Annotated in this window: 9 protein-coding genes and 1 riboswitch; of the genes, 5 read left to right on the forward strand and 4 right to left on the reverse strand. The window is 69.4% G+C overall.

Translation table 11 applies throughout. The features are described from left to right. Window positions 1-49: 49 nt before the first annotated feature. Window positions 50-391 carry a hypothetical protein gene (locus RN901_RS13210; RefSeq protein WP_310758756.1) on the reverse strand — a complete coding sequence of 114 codons (342 nt, stop codon included), beginning with the start codon at window positions 389-391 and terminating at the stop codon, window positions 50-52. Between the two features lie 134 nt (window positions 392-525). Here RN901_RS13210 and pheA point away from each other — a divergent pair, with 134 nt between their 5' ends. Then, window positions 526-1413, forward strand: a complete 888-nt coding sequence (gene pheA, locus RN901_RS13215) for a prephenate dehydratase (protein WP_310758757.1) — start codon at window positions 526-528, stop codon at window positions 1411-1413. 45 nt (window positions 1414-1458) lie between these two features. On the opposite strand, the gene RN901_RS13220 is transcribed toward pheA, so the two are convergent. Next, window positions 1459-2850 (reverse strand): amidase, encoded by a 1392-nt coding sequence (locus RN901_RS13220; protein ID WP_310758758.1) that lies wholly within the window; start codon window positions 2848-2850, stop codon window positions 1459-1461. A 208-nt stretch (window positions 2851-3058) separates the two neighbouring features. Between RN901_RS13220 and RN901_RS13225 the strand changes: the two genes are divergently transcribed. Next, the gene (locus tag RN901_RS13225; protein ID WP_310758759.1) at window positions 3059-5359 is read left to right on the forward strand and encodes a tetratricopeptide repeat protein; all 2301 of its coding nucleotides are present in this window, start codon (window positions 3059-3061) and stop codon (window positions 5357-5359) included. Between the two features lie 96 nt (window positions 5360-5455). Here RN901_RS13225 and RN901_RS13230 read toward each other — a convergent pair whose 3' ends face one another. Together RN901_RS13230 and metH are read right to left on the reverse strand one after the other, a co-directional pair. Further along, a complete protein-coding gene (locus RN901_RS13230) occupies window positions 5456-7300 on the reverse strand; it encodes a bifunctional homocysteine S-methyltransferase/methylenetetrahydrofolate reductase (RefSeq protein WP_310758760.1) in 1845 nt (614 codons plus the stop codon). Continuing rightward, entirely contained in the window at window positions 7297-11037 is a 3741-nt protein-coding gene (metH, locus tag RN901_RS13235; RefSeq protein WP_310758761.1) for a methionine synthase, read from the reverse strand. The genes RN901_RS13230 and metH overlap by 4 nt, the downstream gene beginning before the upstream one ends. Window positions 11038-11074: 37 nt before the next feature. Beyond that, window positions 11075-11148, reverse strand: a riboswitch (SAM riboswitch). Between the two features lie 95 nt (window positions 11149-11243). Here metH and RN901_RS13240 point away from each other — a divergent pair. The 3 genes from RN901_RS13240 (at window position 11244) to RN901_RS13250 (ending at window position 16114) form a co-directional block, all read left to right on the forward strand. Next, entirely contained in the window at window positions 11244-14042 is a 2799-nt protein-coding gene (locus RN901_RS13240; protein WP_310758762.1) for a DUF5916 domain-containing protein, read from the forward strand. Window positions 14043-14144: 102 nt separating this feature from the next. After that, window positions 14145-15302, forward strand: coding sequence for an o-succinylbenzoate synthase (gene menC, locus RN901_RS13245; RefSeq protein ID WP_310758763.1), 1158 nt, complete (start codon window positions 14145-14147; stop codon window positions 15300-15302). After that, a complete protein-coding gene (locus RN901_RS13250) occupies window positions 15299-16114 on the forward strand; it encodes a GNAT family N-acetyltransferase (protein ID WP_310758764.1) in 816 nt (271 codons plus the stop codon). The genes menC and RN901_RS13250 overlap by 4 nt, the downstream gene beginning before the upstream one ends. Window position 16115: the final 1 nt, after the last annotated feature.

Genomic DNA, 16115 nt, shown 5'->3' on the forward strand with positions numbered 1-16115 from the left:
TCGTCCGTCGAAGATAGACGCCGCTTCGGGGGCAGCGGAAGGCGGCCCGTCAGCCTCCGTCCGAGCCATCCTCCGGCTGCGTCTCGCCCGTCTCTTCGGCGCTCCCGCACGTCACAATGATCTCCATGGGCGAGTAGATGCCGAGCGTGAGCGTCGAAACCAGCTGGTTCAGGAAGGAGATTTTTGTCTCTATGAGAGCCACGCCGTCCTCGCCGCACCCTGGCTCGGCGTCCACGGCGTCCGGCGCCACGAGACCGCCGGCCCAACTGTCCGCCCACTTGTCCTCGACCTTGCGGGGCCCGGGTTCAACGCCGGTCTTCACGACTGCATGGTAACTGGCGCAGCCCGCGGACAACGAGGCGGCGATGATCGTAGCGACGAGTCGGTTCATTGCAGCAGTACCTTTCCCTGCGGTTCGCGTCATGCGCCCCTCACGGGAACCCGCTCCCCTTCCCTCCAAAGACGATCCAGGGGCGCACGGGTCACGCCGGCCTTGTGACCGGTGTACCTTGCCGGATGAATGCGATGCGTGGTGGTGCGCGGAAGGTTGCCGCGGAGATCTGGGGAACGGGGAGCGGACGGACCAGGGTCGGCTACCTCGGGCCTCCCGGAACGTTCAGCGAGCAGGCGGCGCGGCGTTACGATCCGATGGCGCGTCACGTGCCGTTCGGGGACATCGAGAGCGTCGTGCGTGCGGCGGAGGAAAAGGAGATCGACGAGGCGCTCGTCCCGCTGGAGAACAGCACGGAAGGCCCCGTCACCTCGACGACCGACCTCCTCGTCCACCGGACGGACCTTCGGATCCGGCGTGAAGTCGTCCTTCCGATCCACCTTTGTCTGCTGACGGAGGGCGGCGTCGACTTCGACGAAGTACGGATCGTCTATTCCCATCCGCAGGCGATCGCCCAGTGCCGGGACTACCTGGCGCGCAAACTTCCGAATGCGGCAACCATGGCCTCGCTGAGCACGGTGAGGGCCGTGGAGGACATGCAGATCGAAGGGCCGGGAGCGGCGGCCATATCGAGTTGGCGCGCGGCCGAGGTTCTCCACGCCTTCGTGCGGGAAGGCCACATCGAGGACGTCCCGGGGAACCGCACCCGGTTCGTCGTGCTGGCGCCCAGGGATCACGAGCCGACGGGGAAGGACAAGACCTCGATCTGCTTCGACTTCGCGGCGGACGGTCCGGGCACGCTCTACCAGGCGCTCGGCGAGCTGGCGAACCGGCGCATCAACATGCTGAAGATCGAATCGCGCCCCGAGAAGAGCAGCCTGGGACGGTACATCTTCCTCATCGATTTCGAGGGGCACCGTATGGACCCCTTCGTAGGGGAAGCCCTGGACCGGATCAGGGAGCGCGCGTCGTCCTTCAAGATCCTGGGGTCCTATCCCAGGGCGTCCGATCCGGCCCAGTAGGGTCCGGCCCCGCAGGATTCCGGGGCCCCGTAGCGTTCGGATCCGCTATGAGGGGACCCGCGGCGGCGTTCCCAGTCGCGTCAGGTTCGTCCCGAGGACCGCCTCCGCGGCGGCCGCCTGCGCGAGGAGCCTCAGGTCCCCGCCGGAGGGTCCCATCAGCTGCAGACCGACGGGCATGCCCTCTCCGTCCAGCCCGGCCGGGAGCGAGATCGCGCACATGTCGAGCATGCTGGCCGGGCACGTGCCGGAAAGCATGAGCCGGTTCGCGTCGCGGTACGCGCCGAGGCGCGACAGGGCAGCAAGCGGCGGCGGCGCGATCGGCAGGGTGGGCGTCGCCAGGAGGTCCACGCGCTCCGCGATCAGTCGGGCGTGGGCCCGCGCGGACAGGTGGCGGCGCGCGTCAAGGGCGGCCAGGTAGTCGACCGCCCGCACGTCGCCCGCCGCCCCCAGCCGCTTGCCGATGATCGAGTGCAGCAGCGGAATCCACTCCGGCAGTTCACGTTCCAGAAACCCCAGGAACTCCGGCTGCACGATCCGGCCGTCGAAGTAGCGCTCCCCTGCTTCGTCGAGTTCGGGCACGTCGATGTCGAGGAGCGTCGCACCGGCGGCCTCGAGCTCGGCGAGCGCGCCCCGAACGACGGCCGCGATATCGGGCTCCGCGCCAGTCCACAGGCGGGATGCCGGGACCCCGATCCGCAGTCCGGATACCCCCTCGGACAGGGATCCCGCGGGCTCGCGGTCGGATCCCGCCGGAGGGTCGAGGGAGAGGAAGGCATGCCGAAGGTCCCCCACGGTGTGGGTGAGCAACCCGACCGTGTCGAGCGTCGTGCTGAGGGGGACGACGCCGGTGGTCGGCCAGCGGCCGGTCGTCGGCCGCATGCCGACCACGCCGGTCGCCGAGGCGGGGATGCGGATGGAGCCGCCCGTGTCGGAGCCGAGGGCGATGCGCGCCGAACCCTCCCAGAGGCTCACCCCGGCGCCAGCGGACGACCCCCCCGGGGCCCGGTGTTCATCGGGATCCCACGGATTGACGGGCGTCCCCGTGTTGGGGTTGAGACCCACGGCGCCGAAGGCGAACTCCACCGTGTGGGTCTTGCCGGTGAACACGGCCCCTCGGCGCCGGAGGGATCGGACCAGGAAGCCCTCGGACCACGCCGGAAGCGGCCGCTTCGTGCCGGCGGACAGCGGATATCCGTCGAGTGCATAAAGATCCTTTACGGACACCATGACACCGGCGAGGGGACCGGGATCTTCACCTCTCGAGGCTACCTGGTCGACGGTGGCGGCCCGCTCCCGGATCGCCGCGGGATCGAAGGCGACGTACGCGTCCAGATCGCTTGCCGCCTGGCGCCGGATCGCCGCCTCCGCCTCGCGGCGCGCGCGCCCTTCGCCGCGCCGCACCTGCGCCGCGATCTCTTGAAGCGACGGCCGGTTCACGACGCCGTCAGCCCAGGCAGCCGGCGCACCGCTGGAGGACGTACTTCAGCCAGCATATCGATTCCGTTCCTTTGTCCAACCGCAGGGCATACCGCGACCTCGGAAGGTCGGGGGGCGCCGCAAGTTGCGTGGGCACCGTTCGAGCACACAAACTGCGGAACCTCGGACGGTGGCTGCCGGCCGAGTATCCTCCGCGAGGAGACTGTCCATGGTGGGGCTGGCGAAGGACCTCTTCGAACGTCGCGTTCCCCATGTTCTCGCCATCTACGCCGGCGCCTCGTGGGGATTCGTGGAGGTCGTCAACTTCCTGGTCGACGAATTCCTCCTCTCACCGCATTGGACGCGCGTGGCGCTGCTCCTGGTGCTGCTCCTCTTCCCGAGCGTGCTCCTGCTCGCCTGGTTCCACGGCCGGCAGGGGCGGGACGAGGTTCCGCTGCTCGAGAAGATCGGGATTCCCGCCAATCTGGTCGTCGCGCTCGTCGTCCTCGTGCTCGTCTTCGGGGGACGGGACCTCGGGGCGGCGACCACGTCCGTGACCGTCGAAACGGAGGACGGAGAGACCCTCGAGCGCGTCATACCGAAGGCCGAGTTTCGGAAGCGGACGGCGATCTTCCCTTTCGACATCGGTCCTGGTCTGGGCGAGGACGAGACGTGGCTCGCCTACATGGCGCCGATGGCCATGCAGGTGGACCTGAGCGCGGACGAGTTCTTCGAACCGATTCCTGCCGCCCTGTTCACCACGCGCCTGTGGGAACGCGGCTTCCCCAGCCTGCTCGACGTACCGCTGGCGCTCAAACGCGAGGTCTCGGAGGAGGTTTACGCGGCCTTCATCGCCAGCGGCGGGATCGAGCGCGGAGAGGGAGGCTACCGCATCACGCTGACCCTGCACGAGACGGCGAGCGGCTCGCAGATCAGCGCGACGGTGCACGAAGGGCCGGATATCCTGGGGCTCGTCGACGAGATGTCCGTCGCGCTCGCCGAGGGTCTCGGTATTCCGGATCGAGACGGCGTCGAAGACCTCCCCGCGCGTGAGCGGTTGACCGCGACCGACGCCGCATGGGAAGCCTACGGGCGTGGCACGGCGGCAGTACTCGTTGAGCCGCCGGACCTGGGGGCCGCGCTCAGGGAAGTGCGCGCCGCGGCCGAACTCGATCCGACGTTCACGCTGGCTCAGCACCAGCTCGCCGTCATGCTGCTGGCCAGCAACCGTCCCGCGGAGGCCGTTCCCGCGATCCAGGCGGCGGTCGACCACCTGTACCGGCTGCCGGAGCGCTTCCACTTCCTCGTGAAATCGGACTACTACTTCCTCACGCAGCAGCCGGAGAAGGCGTGGGCTGTCGTCGAGATGTGGGTCGAACTCCATCCGGAGGATCCAAACGCGCTCCGCAACTACAGCTTCGTTCAACTGCTGCGCGGGGACCTCGAGGGGCTGATCCGGACGCTGGAAAGGCTGTACCGCGTGAGCCCCGCCGAGCACTCGCTTCTCAGACAGATCGCCGACGCTCAACTCGAACTCGGGAGGCAGGACGAGGCGCGGGAGACGCTCGCGCGATACGTGGAACGGTTCCCGGAGGATCACACTGGCTACGTGGCCCTGGCCGGGCTCGAGCGGCGTAGCGGGGCGCACGATACCGCACGGGAATACCTGGAGCGGGCGATCATCATCGAACCGGTCCGACCGGAACTGGCGAGTCGACTCGCGTCGCTCGATCTCGTTGTGGGGCGGTTTGATGAGGCCTTGGCGGGACACGACCGGGCGCTCGACCTGGCGCGCGGCGCGCTGCAGCGGGCCGAGGCGCTGGAGGGGATGGTCGCGTACTACCGCTTCCGCGGGCAGATGGAAGACGCGATCCGGACGGCGGACGCCCGGTTCGACGCGCTCGCTGCCGTGATGACGCCCGCGCTGATGGCGGAGGATCGGCTTGAACTCATCGACCTCTACGTCGACGCCGGGCGGCAGGACGACGCCGAGGCCCTGTTCGAGGAACTGGAGGCCACGCTTCAGCCGCCCATCGCCGACTTCTCGGTCCCCCACTTCAGGATTCACGTCGCGCTCGGCGCGGAAGACGTGAGCCGGGCCCGGGCCGCCTACGACGCCGCTCTCGACGCGATGGAGACCCTCGACGTCGGGTTGCAGCGCGCCATGCTGACCGGCGATCTGGGCCGGATCGACGAACTCGCCGGCGACTACGAGTCGGCCGTCCTCAACTACCGGGAGTCGATGGCCCTGGATGGCGACCGGAACATGCACCGCCAGGCCGGATCCGCGCTCCGAAAGGCGGGCCGGCTGGAGGAAGCCGAAGCGGAACTGAGGGAGGCGCTCCGCCTGCGACCCGCGGACCCGCACGCCCACCTCGAGATGGCGCGGGTACTCGAAGCACGCGGGGACATGTCCGGCGCCGTGGAACACCTGCGCAGCGCCCTCGCGGCCTGGGAACCCGCCGACGAAGCGTTCGAACCCGCCCGCGACGCGCGCGCCAAGCTGCAGGCGCTCGACGGGGCCGGCTGACGGGCGCGCCACGCGTCGGAGGAGAGCGATCCGACCTGCGCTGGCAGCGAAGCTCTCGCTAACGCGTTGGCGAGCCGCCTCCGCGCTACCTGAGAATCAGGCGTCGCGCAACACGGCGGCGGCGCGGTCGACGTCGTTTCCGGGGGTGCTGATGAGGGCGCCCGCGGCATGAGGCCGCACCGCTTGCAGCACCGCGCGCGCGGCGGCGACGCCTTCGCGCGCGGCCGCCTCGGCGCCTCGCGCCTGCGCGCCCGCCATGCGTTCCAGCAAGTCGAGCGGTACGTCGACTCCGGGCACCTCGTGCGCCAGGAACTCGGCGTTCTCCAGCGATAGCGGAGGCCAGAGACCCACGAGGAGCGGCACACCGAAGCCTTCGATCTCGCGCGCGAAGGCGAGGAACTTCTCCGGATCGAAGATGGGCTGCGTGACGGCAAAATCCGCGCCCGCCTCGGCCTTCCAGGCGAAACGCCGGATCTCCTCCTCCGGGTCGACGGCGCCCGGATTCGCGGCGACCCCCTTCACGAACGAGGTCGGGGCGCCGATCGAACTCCCCCCCGGATCGAGCCCGAGGTTCAACTGCCGGACGATGTTCGTGAGTCCTATGCTGTCGATATCGTATACGCCACCCGTGTCGTAGGGGCCGCCGCGCGGTGGGTCGCCCGTGATGAGGAAGACATTGCGGACGCCGGCCGCGGCGGCGCCGAGGAGGTCGCTCAGCATGCCGAGCATGTTGCGGTCGCGGCAGCTGTAGTGCGGGACGGTCTCCATGCCGAGTTCGCGCTCGATGACGATGGCGGCGGGGAGCGAGGCGATGCGGCTCCGGTGCGCCGGGCCGTCAACGATGTGGACGGCGTGCACGCCGGCGTCGCGGGGCCGGCCGGCTCCCGCCACCAGATCACTCGGATCCCACCCGTGGGGCGGCGTCAACTCAACCGCCCCGACGAACTCGCCGAGCGCGAGACGGCGTCCGAGTGCGGAGCGGCCAGCGAGCGGCGGCGGCTCGGTCGCCGACCGGCCGGCGGCCTCGCTCGGAGCGGAGACCGACACGCGAGCCGGCCCTGGGCCGTCGGTCCCGAGCAGCGTCGCGGTGAGGCGCGTGTGTTCGGGCGACGTGCCGCAGCAGCCTCCGACGAAGCGCGCGCCCGCCGCCGCCATGCGTCGGGAATAACGGGCCATGTACTCGGGACTCGCGAGATAGATCTTCCGGTCGCCGATGTCGCGGGGCAGCCCCGCGTTGGGCAACGCCGACACCGGCCGCGACGTGGCCGCCACCATGCGCTCTACCCCGAACAGCATGGAGGAGGGACCGACCGAACAGTTGAGGCCGATGACGTCCGCGCCGGCCAGCTCCAGCGCGGCTGCCGCGGCTTCGATCGTGGCACCGTACTCCGTGTGGCCCGCGTCTCCGAACGTCATCTGCGCGAAGACCGGCGCCGCCCCCGCGACCTTCCGCACCGCCCGCACCGCCTGCAGGAGTTCGTCGAGGTCGGAGAACGTCTCGAGCATGAAACCGTCGACGCCGCCCTCCGCGAGCCCGGCGACCTGTCTCCCGAAGAGGTCGGCCGCCTCATCCACCGACGTGGGGCCCCACGGTTCGATGCGGATGCCAAGCGGACCGATGGCCCCGAGGACCTCGGCGCGCCCGCCGGCCGTCTGCCGGGCCAGGCGCGCCGCCGCCACGTTGATCTCGTGCGCGGACGGTTCGAGGCCGAACGGCTCGAGCTTGACGGGGTTCGCGCCGAAGGTGTTGGTCTCGATGAGTTGCGCCCCGGCCCGCACGTAGTCGGCGTGGACGCCCAGCACCCGGTCGGGCTCCGTGAGGTTCAGTTCGTCGTAGCACTGGTTCACGAACACGCCGCTCTCGTAGAGCACCGTCCCCATGGCGCCATCGATCAGATGGACCCCGTCTCCCTCGATCCACTCCCGCAGCCGGTCGCTCATGCGGTCGCCTCCAGGACCGGATCGCGGTCGTAGGCGAGGTTGGGCGAGAGGCGCCGCTCCGCCTCGGCCACGGAGATCCCGCTGCGCGCGGCGTAGTCCTCCACCTGGTCGAGCCCGATGCGGCCCAGACCGAAGTACCGGGCTTCCGGCCGCGCGAAGTACCAGCCGGACACCGATGCCGCGGGGTGCATGGCGTAGTTCTCCGTGAGCGTGATCCCGAGCCGACGCTCCACGTCGAGCAGGTCGAAGAGGAGCGCCTTCTGCGAGTGATCGGGACACGCCGGATAGCCGGGGGCCGGACGGATCCCGGCGTAGCGCTCCGCGATCCGGGCTTCGTTGTCCAGCGCCTCGTCCGACGCGTACCCCCAGAGATCGACGCGCACGATCTCGTGCAGGCGTTCGGCCAGCGCCTCCGCCAGCCGGTCGGCGAGCGATTTCGCAAGCAGGCTCCCGTAGTCGTCCATCGCCGCCTCGAAGCGGGCACAGAGCGCCTCGAGGCCGATCCCCGCCGTCACGGCGAAGGCGCCGCTCCAGTCCGTGGCGCCGGCCGTCTCGGGCAGGACGAAGTCGGCCAGGCTGACGTTCGCGCCTGAGGAGCGGTCCATCTGCTGCCGGAGGTGCGGAACCCGGAGCAACTCGAGGCCGCCGCCATCCGGGGAGAAGAGGACGAGGTCGTCCCCGCGCGCGCTGGCCGGATACAGCCCCGCAACCGCGCGCGCCGTCAGGGACCCGTCGCGGATGATCTCGTCGAGCAGCCGCCGGGCATCGTCGTACAGCGAGCGCGCCGCGGGCCCGCGCTCGGGATGGTCGAGCAGCCCGGGGAAGCGCCCCTTCATCTCCCAGGTCTGGAAGAAGGGCGTCCAGTCGATGTAGTCGACGAGTTCCTCCAGCGGGAACGGATCGTACACGTGCACGCCGGGTTCCCGCGGCGGCGGCACCGCCAACGCCGCATCGATCGAGAGCCGGTTCGCGCGGGCGCGCTCGAGCGTGGCCAGCGGGCGCCGCCCATCCCGGTACTCGTCGCGCACGCGCCGGTACTCGGCGCGCGTCCGCTCCACGAAGTCCGCCCCGCCGTCGTCGCCGAGCAGTTTTCCCACGACCCCGACCGCCCGCGAAGCGTCGAGCACATGCACGGTCGCTCCGGAGTACCGTTCCTCGATCTTGACCGCGGTGTGCTTCCGCGAGGTCGTCGCACCTCCGATCAGGAGAGGCACCTCGAACTCCTGCCGCTCCATCTCGCTCGCCACCCGCACCATCTCGTCCAGCGACGGCGTGATCAGGCCGCTGAGCCCGATCACGTCCACGCCGCGGGTCCGCGCCTCCGAGAGGATGCGGTCGGGCGGCACCATCACGCCGAGATCCACGGTGTCGTAGCCGTTACACTGCAGCACGACCCCGACGATGTTTTTCCCGATGTCGTGGACGTCCCCCTTCACCGTCGCGAGGAGGATCGTCCCCTTCCCCTTCCGGGCCGCTCCGGCCGAGGTCGCGTTTGCCGCCTTTTCCGCCTCCAGGTGGGGGACGAGGAAGGCGACGGCCCGCTTCATGACCCGGGCGGACTTCACGACCTGCGGCAGGAACATGCGCCCGCTGCCGAACAGGTCGCCGACGCGGTTCATCCCGGCCATGAGCGGCCCCTCGATGACCTCGAGCGCCTTGCCGTACAGGAGACGGGCCTCCTCGGCGTCCTCCTCAATGTGCTCGACGATCCCCTCCACGAGGGCGTGCTCGAGCCGCGCCTCGACGCCCTCCGAGCGCCAGGCGTCGTCCACCCGGGTCTCGACCCCTTCGTCCCGGATCCGGCCCGCGAGATCCGTCAGCCGCTCGGTAGCGTCGGGCCGGCGGGCGAGCAGGACGTCCTCCACCGCTTCGAGCAGTTCCGGGTCGATGTCGTCGTAGAGCGGAAGCCGCCCCGCGTTCACGATCCCCATGTCGAGTCCGGCCGCGATCGCGTGGTACAGGAAGGCGGTGTGCATCGCCTCCCGCACGGCGTCGTTCCCCCGGTAGGAGAAGGAGATATTGCTGACTCCGCCGCTCGTCATCGCGCCCTGGAGTTCGCTCTTGATCCGGCGGACGGCCTCGATGAAGGCGACCCCGTACTCGTCGTGTTCCGCGATGCCCGTCCCCACCGCGAAGACGTTGGGGTCGAAGATGACCTCCCCCGGACGGAAGCCGGCGCCGAGCAGGAGGCGGTAGGCGCGGGCACAGATCTCGAGCTTGCGGTCCACCGTGTCCGCCTGCCCCCGCTCGTCGAAGGCCATGACGATGACGCCGGCCCCGTAGCGGCGGATGAGGGCCGCCTGCTCGAGAAACGCCTCCTCCCCCTCCTTGAGCGAAATCGAGTTCACGACCGCCCTTCCCTGGGTGCACTTCAGCCCCGCCTCGATGACCTCCCAGCGCGAGGAGTCGATGACGGTCGGTACGCGGGCGATGTCCGGTTCCGCCGCAATCAGGTTCAGGAAGCGCGTCATGGCGGCCTCGGAGTCGAGGAGACCCTCGTCCATGTTCACGTCGAGAAGCTGCGCCCCGTTGACGACCTGGTCGCGCGCGACCTCGACCGCCTCGTCGAAGTCGTCCTCCCGGATCAGACGCGCGAAGCGGGCCGAACCCGTGACGTTCGTGCGCTCGCCGATGTTCACGAACAGCGTGTCGGGCCGGATCGCGAGCGGCTCGAGTCCCGAGAACCGGGGCAGCGGCTCGATCACGGGCACCTGTCGTGCCGGCACGCCCTCCATGCGCTCGGCGATGGCCCGGATGTGGTCCGGCTCCGTCCCACAGCAGCCGCCGACGACGTTGAGGAGTCCGCGGTCGGCGAAATTGCCCAGCAGGTCCGACACCTGGGCGGGCGTGTCGTCGTAGCCCCCGAACTCGTTCGGGAGCCCCGCGTTCGGATGGCAGCTCACGGGGACGTCGGCCACGGCGGAGAGTTCCGCGACGTAGGGCTCGAGTTCTTCGGCTCCGAGCGCGCAGTTGAGGCCGACGAAGAGGGGGTCCGCGTGGCGGATCGAGAGCCAGAACGCCTCGACCGTCTGCCCCGAGAGCGTGCGCCCGGACAGGTCCGTAATCGTCCCCGACACGGCGATGGGGAGCGCCTCGCCAAGCTCCGCGCCGAGTTCGAGGATCCCGTAGATCGCGGCCTTCGCGTTGAGCGTATCGAACACGGTCTCGACGAGCAGCACGTCGGCGCCGCCCTCCAGCAGCCCCTCCGCCTGGGCGCGGTACGCCGCGGCCAGTTCGTCGAACGTGACGGCGCGAAAGGCGGGGTTCTCCACGTCCGGCGAAAGGGACGCCGTCCGGTTCGTCGGGCCGAGGCTCCCGAGCACGAAGCGGGGGCGGGACGGAGCGTCGCGCGTGAAGTCGTCGGCCGCCCGGCGCGCGAGCCGCGCGGCCGCCACGTTGAGTTCGTGGATCAGCCGCTCGTTGCCGTGCTCCGGCGAGATGCCGTAGTCCGTCTGGGATATCGCCTGCGCGTTGAACGTGTTCGTCGTGATGAAATCGGCCCCGGCCTCCAGGTAGCTGCGGTGCAGGGACTCGATGTCGTCGGGACGGGTGAGGCACAACACGTCGTGGTTCCCGAACAGGGGCTGCGGATGATCCGCGAGCGGACCCGCGCGATAGGCCGCCTCATCGAGGCCCAGCCGCTGGATCATCGTTCCCGTGCCGCCATCCATCAGGAGAATGCGCCGGTCGAGCGCTTCCCGAATCTGTGCGACGCGCTTTCTTCGCCCTTCGGACACGGCGTTCACCCCAAAAAAAGCCCGGCCGCTAAAGAATCGCGCCCGGGGCGTGGCTCTTTAGCGATTGTTTTACGTGGCTGCAATCCGCCTCAAATCACCACGTCCGGTACGTTCCGGAAGATCGAAACTAGCGCGCGCGCGACAAAATGGGAAACTTTGGGCGCGTCCGCTTAAACAACCTGACGGCGGGGTGTGTTTCGGCTGATATGGGATGCAGACATGGAGCGGGCCGCGCGGCGTTCGTCCTCGCGGCTCTCGCGATAGACGGGGCGGGGTGGGGGCTTTCCGGGCAGCAGGAGGGACTCTCGCCGCCCGAAGGGCCCGAAGCGACCGTCTTCCGGGGCGGCGTGGCGCCGGCGGCCGTGGACGCGGTGCGTCGCGAGGGGGCGCTCTCGATCGACGGGCGCCTCGACGATCAGGCGTGGCAGCCGGCCCCCATCATCACCGATTTCGTCCAGGGCGTGCCCCTGGAGGGCGCGGAGCCGTCCGAGCCGACCGAGGTGCGGGTCGTGTTCGACGACGCGGCGATCTACGTCGCCGCGCGGATGTACGAAAGCGACCCGAACGTGATCCGGGCGCGCCTCACCCGTCGGGATGAGCGCGGTTCCTTCGATTCCTTCAAACTCTCCCTCGATCCGAATCGGGACGGGCTGACCGGCTACGAGTTCGAGGTCAGCGCCGCGGGCGCGGAGACGGACCGGTACCTGTTCGGCGACACCCAGGAGGACGTGAACTGGGATGCGATCTGGGACTCCGCCGTGCAGGTCGACGACCGGGGGTGGACCGTGGAGATGCGGATCCCGCTCTCCCAGATCCGCTACGAAGCGCGTCCCGGCATGCAGACCTGGGGAATCAACTTCGAGCGGCGGCGGCTCGAGACGAACGAGACGGACTACTTCGCCCTGCAGTCGCGCACGGCCCGGGGGCGGGTGAGCCAGTTCGGCACGATCGACGGATTGCAGCTCCCGCGGTCGAGCCGGAGGTTCGAGGTTCGGCCTTTCGCCGTGTCCCAGTACCACACCGCCCCGGCGGCGGCGGGAAACCCGCTGTTCGACGGCACCGAGATGGAGCCGCGCGGCGGCCTCGACATGAGCATGGGGATCGGCTCCGCCTTCAGCCTCGATGCGACGGTCTACCCCGACTTCGGGCAGGTCGAGGTGGATCCCGAGGTCATCAACCTCACGGCCTTCGAGACGTTCTTCCCCGAGAAGCGCCCCTTCTTCGTGCGCGACGCGCAGATCTTCACCTTCGCCGGCTCGCGCGGCGGCCGCATGGGCGGCGGCAAGGCGCTCTTCTTCAGCCGGCGGATCGGGCGGGAGCCGCGGGGGTCCGGGCCCTGGGACGCGGACTTCCACGCCGAGCCCCACCTGACGTCGATCCTGGGGGCGGCGAAGCTCACGGGCCGGACGCGGAGCGGTCTCTCCGTCGGCGCGCTGGCGGCCGTGACCGGACGTGAGATGGGGCAGGCGTACTTCGCGCAGGCCGATTCGCTGGGACGGTTCGTCGCCGAACCCCAGGCCGAGCATGCGGTCGTGAGGCTGCAGCAGGACTTTCGCGGGGGCGCGAGCAAGGTCGGCGTCATCGGCACCGGGCTGAAGCGGGAACTGCCCGGGGACGGATCGTTCGACTTCCTCCCCTCGGAGGCGTTCAGCTTCGGGCTCGATTTCGAACACCAGTGGGGCGGACGCCGCGGCCGCGACTACCGCCTGTGGGGCTTCTACTCGGGCAGCCTCGTGCAGGGGTCGAATGAGGCGCTGATCCGGCTGCAGCGCAATCCAACCCACTACTACCAGCGCCCCGACGCCACCTACCTCGCGGTCGACTCCACGGCCACGTCCATGTTCGGGAGCGACTGGCGCGTGCAGCTCGAGAAGGAGGGCGAGCACTGGACGTGGGGCACATGGGTGGGCCAGCAAACCCCCGGCTTCGAGGTCAACGACTTCGGTTTCCTCACCACGGGCGAACGGCTCGACGTGGGAGGTCGGATCGGGTACCGGGAGATCAGACCGGGCAATCTGTTCCGCAACTACAACATCAGCCTCTTCACGTACCACAATTTCCGTCATTCGCTGCTCGAGAAGGTGCGGGGGCCGGACCACTTCCGCCGGTCCTACGACACGGGCGCCGCGTGGATGAGCGGAAGGTTCACGTTCCTCAACAACTGGGCCTTCAACCTCAACTTCTCGTACTCGCCCGAGTCCCAGTCCGACACGCAGACGCGCGGGGGCCCGCTCATGACCGAGCCCGCGGAGTTCAACGTCCGGGTAGACGCGAATACGGACCGGAGCCGGTCGTTTCACGTGTCGCCGCGTTTCTCGTACCGCGTCGCGGCGCAGGGGCGGGGACACGACTTCAACACGGGCCTGAACATCTCCTACCGGCCGCTCCCCAACTGGCGGTTCTCGCTGGGCCCGAACTACACGAACAGGCGGGACGCCGCGCAGTACGTGACCCGGTCGACGGTTATGGACTACGAGCCGACGTACGGCACGCGATACCTGTTCGGGGATCTCCAGCGGACGGGGTTCTCGATGGAGACCCGGTTGAACGTGTCCTTCACGCCCGACCTCAGCCTCCAGCTCTACGCGCAGCCGCTCCTGTCGGCGGGCGACTATCTCGGCTACCGGCAGCTCGAAGCTCCCGGATCGTTCGACTTCCTCGAATACGCCGAGGGACGGGCCTACCGCTTCAACGGCGACGTCACCGGCTGCACGGGCGGGACGACGTGCGCCTTCAACGGTTCGCGCTATTTCGACTTCGACGGCGACGGCACGCTGGACTACTCGACGCGCGACCGCGATTTCAACATCCGTTCGTTGCGAGGCAACGCGGTGTTCCGTTGGGAGTACCGTCCGGGTTCCGAGCTCTTCCTCGTCTGGCAGCATGCGCGCCGGGAAAGCGTCCTGCTCGGCAACTTCGACCTCAACCGGGACCTCGAGGGGCTGTGGCTGGCGCCGGCCGAGAACGTCTTTATCGTCAAGGTGAGCCACTACCTCTCCATCTGACCGGTTCCTCCATCCGACCGATCCCGTCCGCCCCGGATTCTGGCGTGACCGGTGTCGCAACGGCTAACGTCCCACCTCCCCCGCCCCGCGGAGACGAACGCCTTGCCGACGAGTCCTCTGTACCTGACGAAAGTGACGCTTCGGGAGATCGAACTCCCGCTCCGGGAGCGGTTTATCATCTCATCCGGCTGGGTCGAGAACCGCCGGATCCTCCTGCTCGAACTCCGAGACGCGAGCGGCGCCACGGCCTGGTCGGAATGCGTGTGCGGGGAGCAGCCGAACTATTCTCCCGAGACCGTGGACACCGCGCGGCTGGCGCTGCGGCGCTGGCTCCTGCCGCGGGTGCTGGGGCGGGAACTCGAGGGCCCGGAGACGGTCAGGCCCCTCCTCGATGAAGGCGTTCAAGGGCACCCGATGGCCAAGGCGGCGATCGAGATGGGGATCTGGGGCCTGAGCGCCGAAGTGAGAGGCGTCCCCCTGTCCGAACTCGTCGGAGGGACCCGCGGTCGGGTGGCGACGGGCATCTCGCTCGGCCTCCAGCCCTCGCCCGCCGCGCTCGTCGAGAAGGCGCGGCAGGCGGTCGACGAGGGCTACGGCAAGGTCAAGCTCAAGATCAGTCCGGAGAAGGACATCGAGTACGTCGGGGCGGTGCGCGAGGCGCTGGGGCCCGACCGTGACCTCGCCGTCGACGCGAACGCCGCGTACACGCTGGACGACGCGGACCGCCTCGCGGAACTCGACGCCTTCGGCCTGATCATGATCGAGCAGCCGCTGGCGGCCGGCGACCTCGTGCGCCACGCCCGGCTCCAGGAACGGCTCGCGACGCCCGTCTGCCTCGATGAGTCGATCGTGGACCCGGCGTCGTGCGAGGACATGCTCGCGCTCGGCAGCGGGCGGATCGTGAACATCAAGCCGGGTCGGGTTGGCGGATTCCTGAACTCCCGTGAGATCCACGACATCTCGGCACGAGCCGGGGTTCCGGTCTGGTGCGGGGGGATGCTCGAGAGCGGGATCGGGCGGGCGTACAACGTCGCGCTGGCTTCGATGCCGAACTTCCGGCTTCCCGGCGACCTGTCGCCGAGCGCCCGCTACTGGGAACGCGACATCGTCACCCCTGAATGGACGATGAGCGCGGACGGCTTCGTGACGGTGCCGCGCGACCGGCCGGGGCTCGGCGTGGACGTGGACATCGAGCGCGTGAAAGCGCTCACGCGGCGGAGCGAGACGATCGCCGCCGGCGGCGTCCGCGTTCCGGCGTGACGGAGTTTCGCGCGCTCGCGACGCTCGAGGAGTGGCGTACGTGCGTTCGGCTTCAGGAGATGACGTGGGGGAAGGGGTTTTCCGACATCGTGCCCGCCTCCGTCCTCCAGGTTTCGCAGAAGATCGGCGGCTTTACGGGAGGGGCGTTCGAGGACGGACGCATGATCGGCTTCGTCTATTCCCTTCTGGGACGGTTCGAAGATGTCCCATCCCACTGGTCGCACATGCTGGCCGTCGAACCGTCCGCGCGCGGGCGGGGCCTGGGCCGCGACTTGAAGCTCTTTCAGCGGGAGTCTGTCCGGTCCGACGGCATCCGGACCATCTTCTGGACGTACGACCCAATGGTCGCGCGCAACGCGCACTTGAACCTGAACCGGCTCGGCGCGACGGTGCTTCGCTACGCACCGAACATGTACGGCGCCGATACGGGGAGCCCCTTGCATGGCGGCGGCGAAACCGACCGGTTCATCGTGCGCTGGGATCTCGACGGCCCAGAGACCCGCCGGGCCCTCGATGACGGGGCCCGGCGCTCGGCCCGGCGGCTCCACGTGCCGCTTCCGGATCCGGCCTGCGTCGTGTCCCGGCCGGGAGAGCAAGGCACGGCGGACGGCGGACTCCCCGGCGGCGACGAGGTGTTTGTCGAAGTTCCGGCGGATGTGGAATCGCTGCCACCCGACGGGTCGCTCGTTCGGTGGCGCGAAACGGTGCGGGACGCGTTCCTGGCCTATCTCAGGAGGGGATATGCGGTGGAGAGCCTTGTCAGAAATCCCTCGGCGAACCGGTGTTTCTATGTCCTGCGCCGGAGCGGATGAC

Origin of the sequence: Candidatus Palauibacter soopunensis (genome assembly GCF_947581735.1) — a bacterium.
In the GTDB taxonomy this organism is placed as follows: Bacteria; Gemmatimonadota; Gemmatimonadetes; order Palauibacterales; family Palauibacteraceae; genus Palauibacter; species Palauibacter soopunensis.

Excerpts from the sequence above, each read along its gene's own strand:
- RN901_RS13240 (WP_310758762.1), top strand. The coding sequence starts at position 11,244 with ATGGGATGCAGACATGGAGCGGGCCGCGCGGCGTTCGTCCTCGCGGCT.
- RN901_RS13210 (WP_310758756.1), bottom strand. The coding sequence starts at position 391 with ATGAACCGACTCGTCGCTACGATCATCGCCGCCTCGTTGTCCGCGGGC.
- RN901_RS13225 (WP_310758759.1), top strand. The coding sequence starts at position 3,059 with ATGGTGGGGCTGGCGAAGGACCTCTTCGAACGTCGCGTTCCCCATGTT.
- pheA (WP_310758757.1), top strand. The coding sequence starts at position 526 with ATGCGTGGTGGTGCGCGGAAGGTTGCCGCGGAGATCTGGGGAACGGGG.
- RN901_RS13230 (WP_310758760.1), bottom strand. The coding sequence starts at position 7,300 with ATGAGCGACCGGCTGCGGGAGTGGATCGAGGGAGACGGGGTCCATCTG.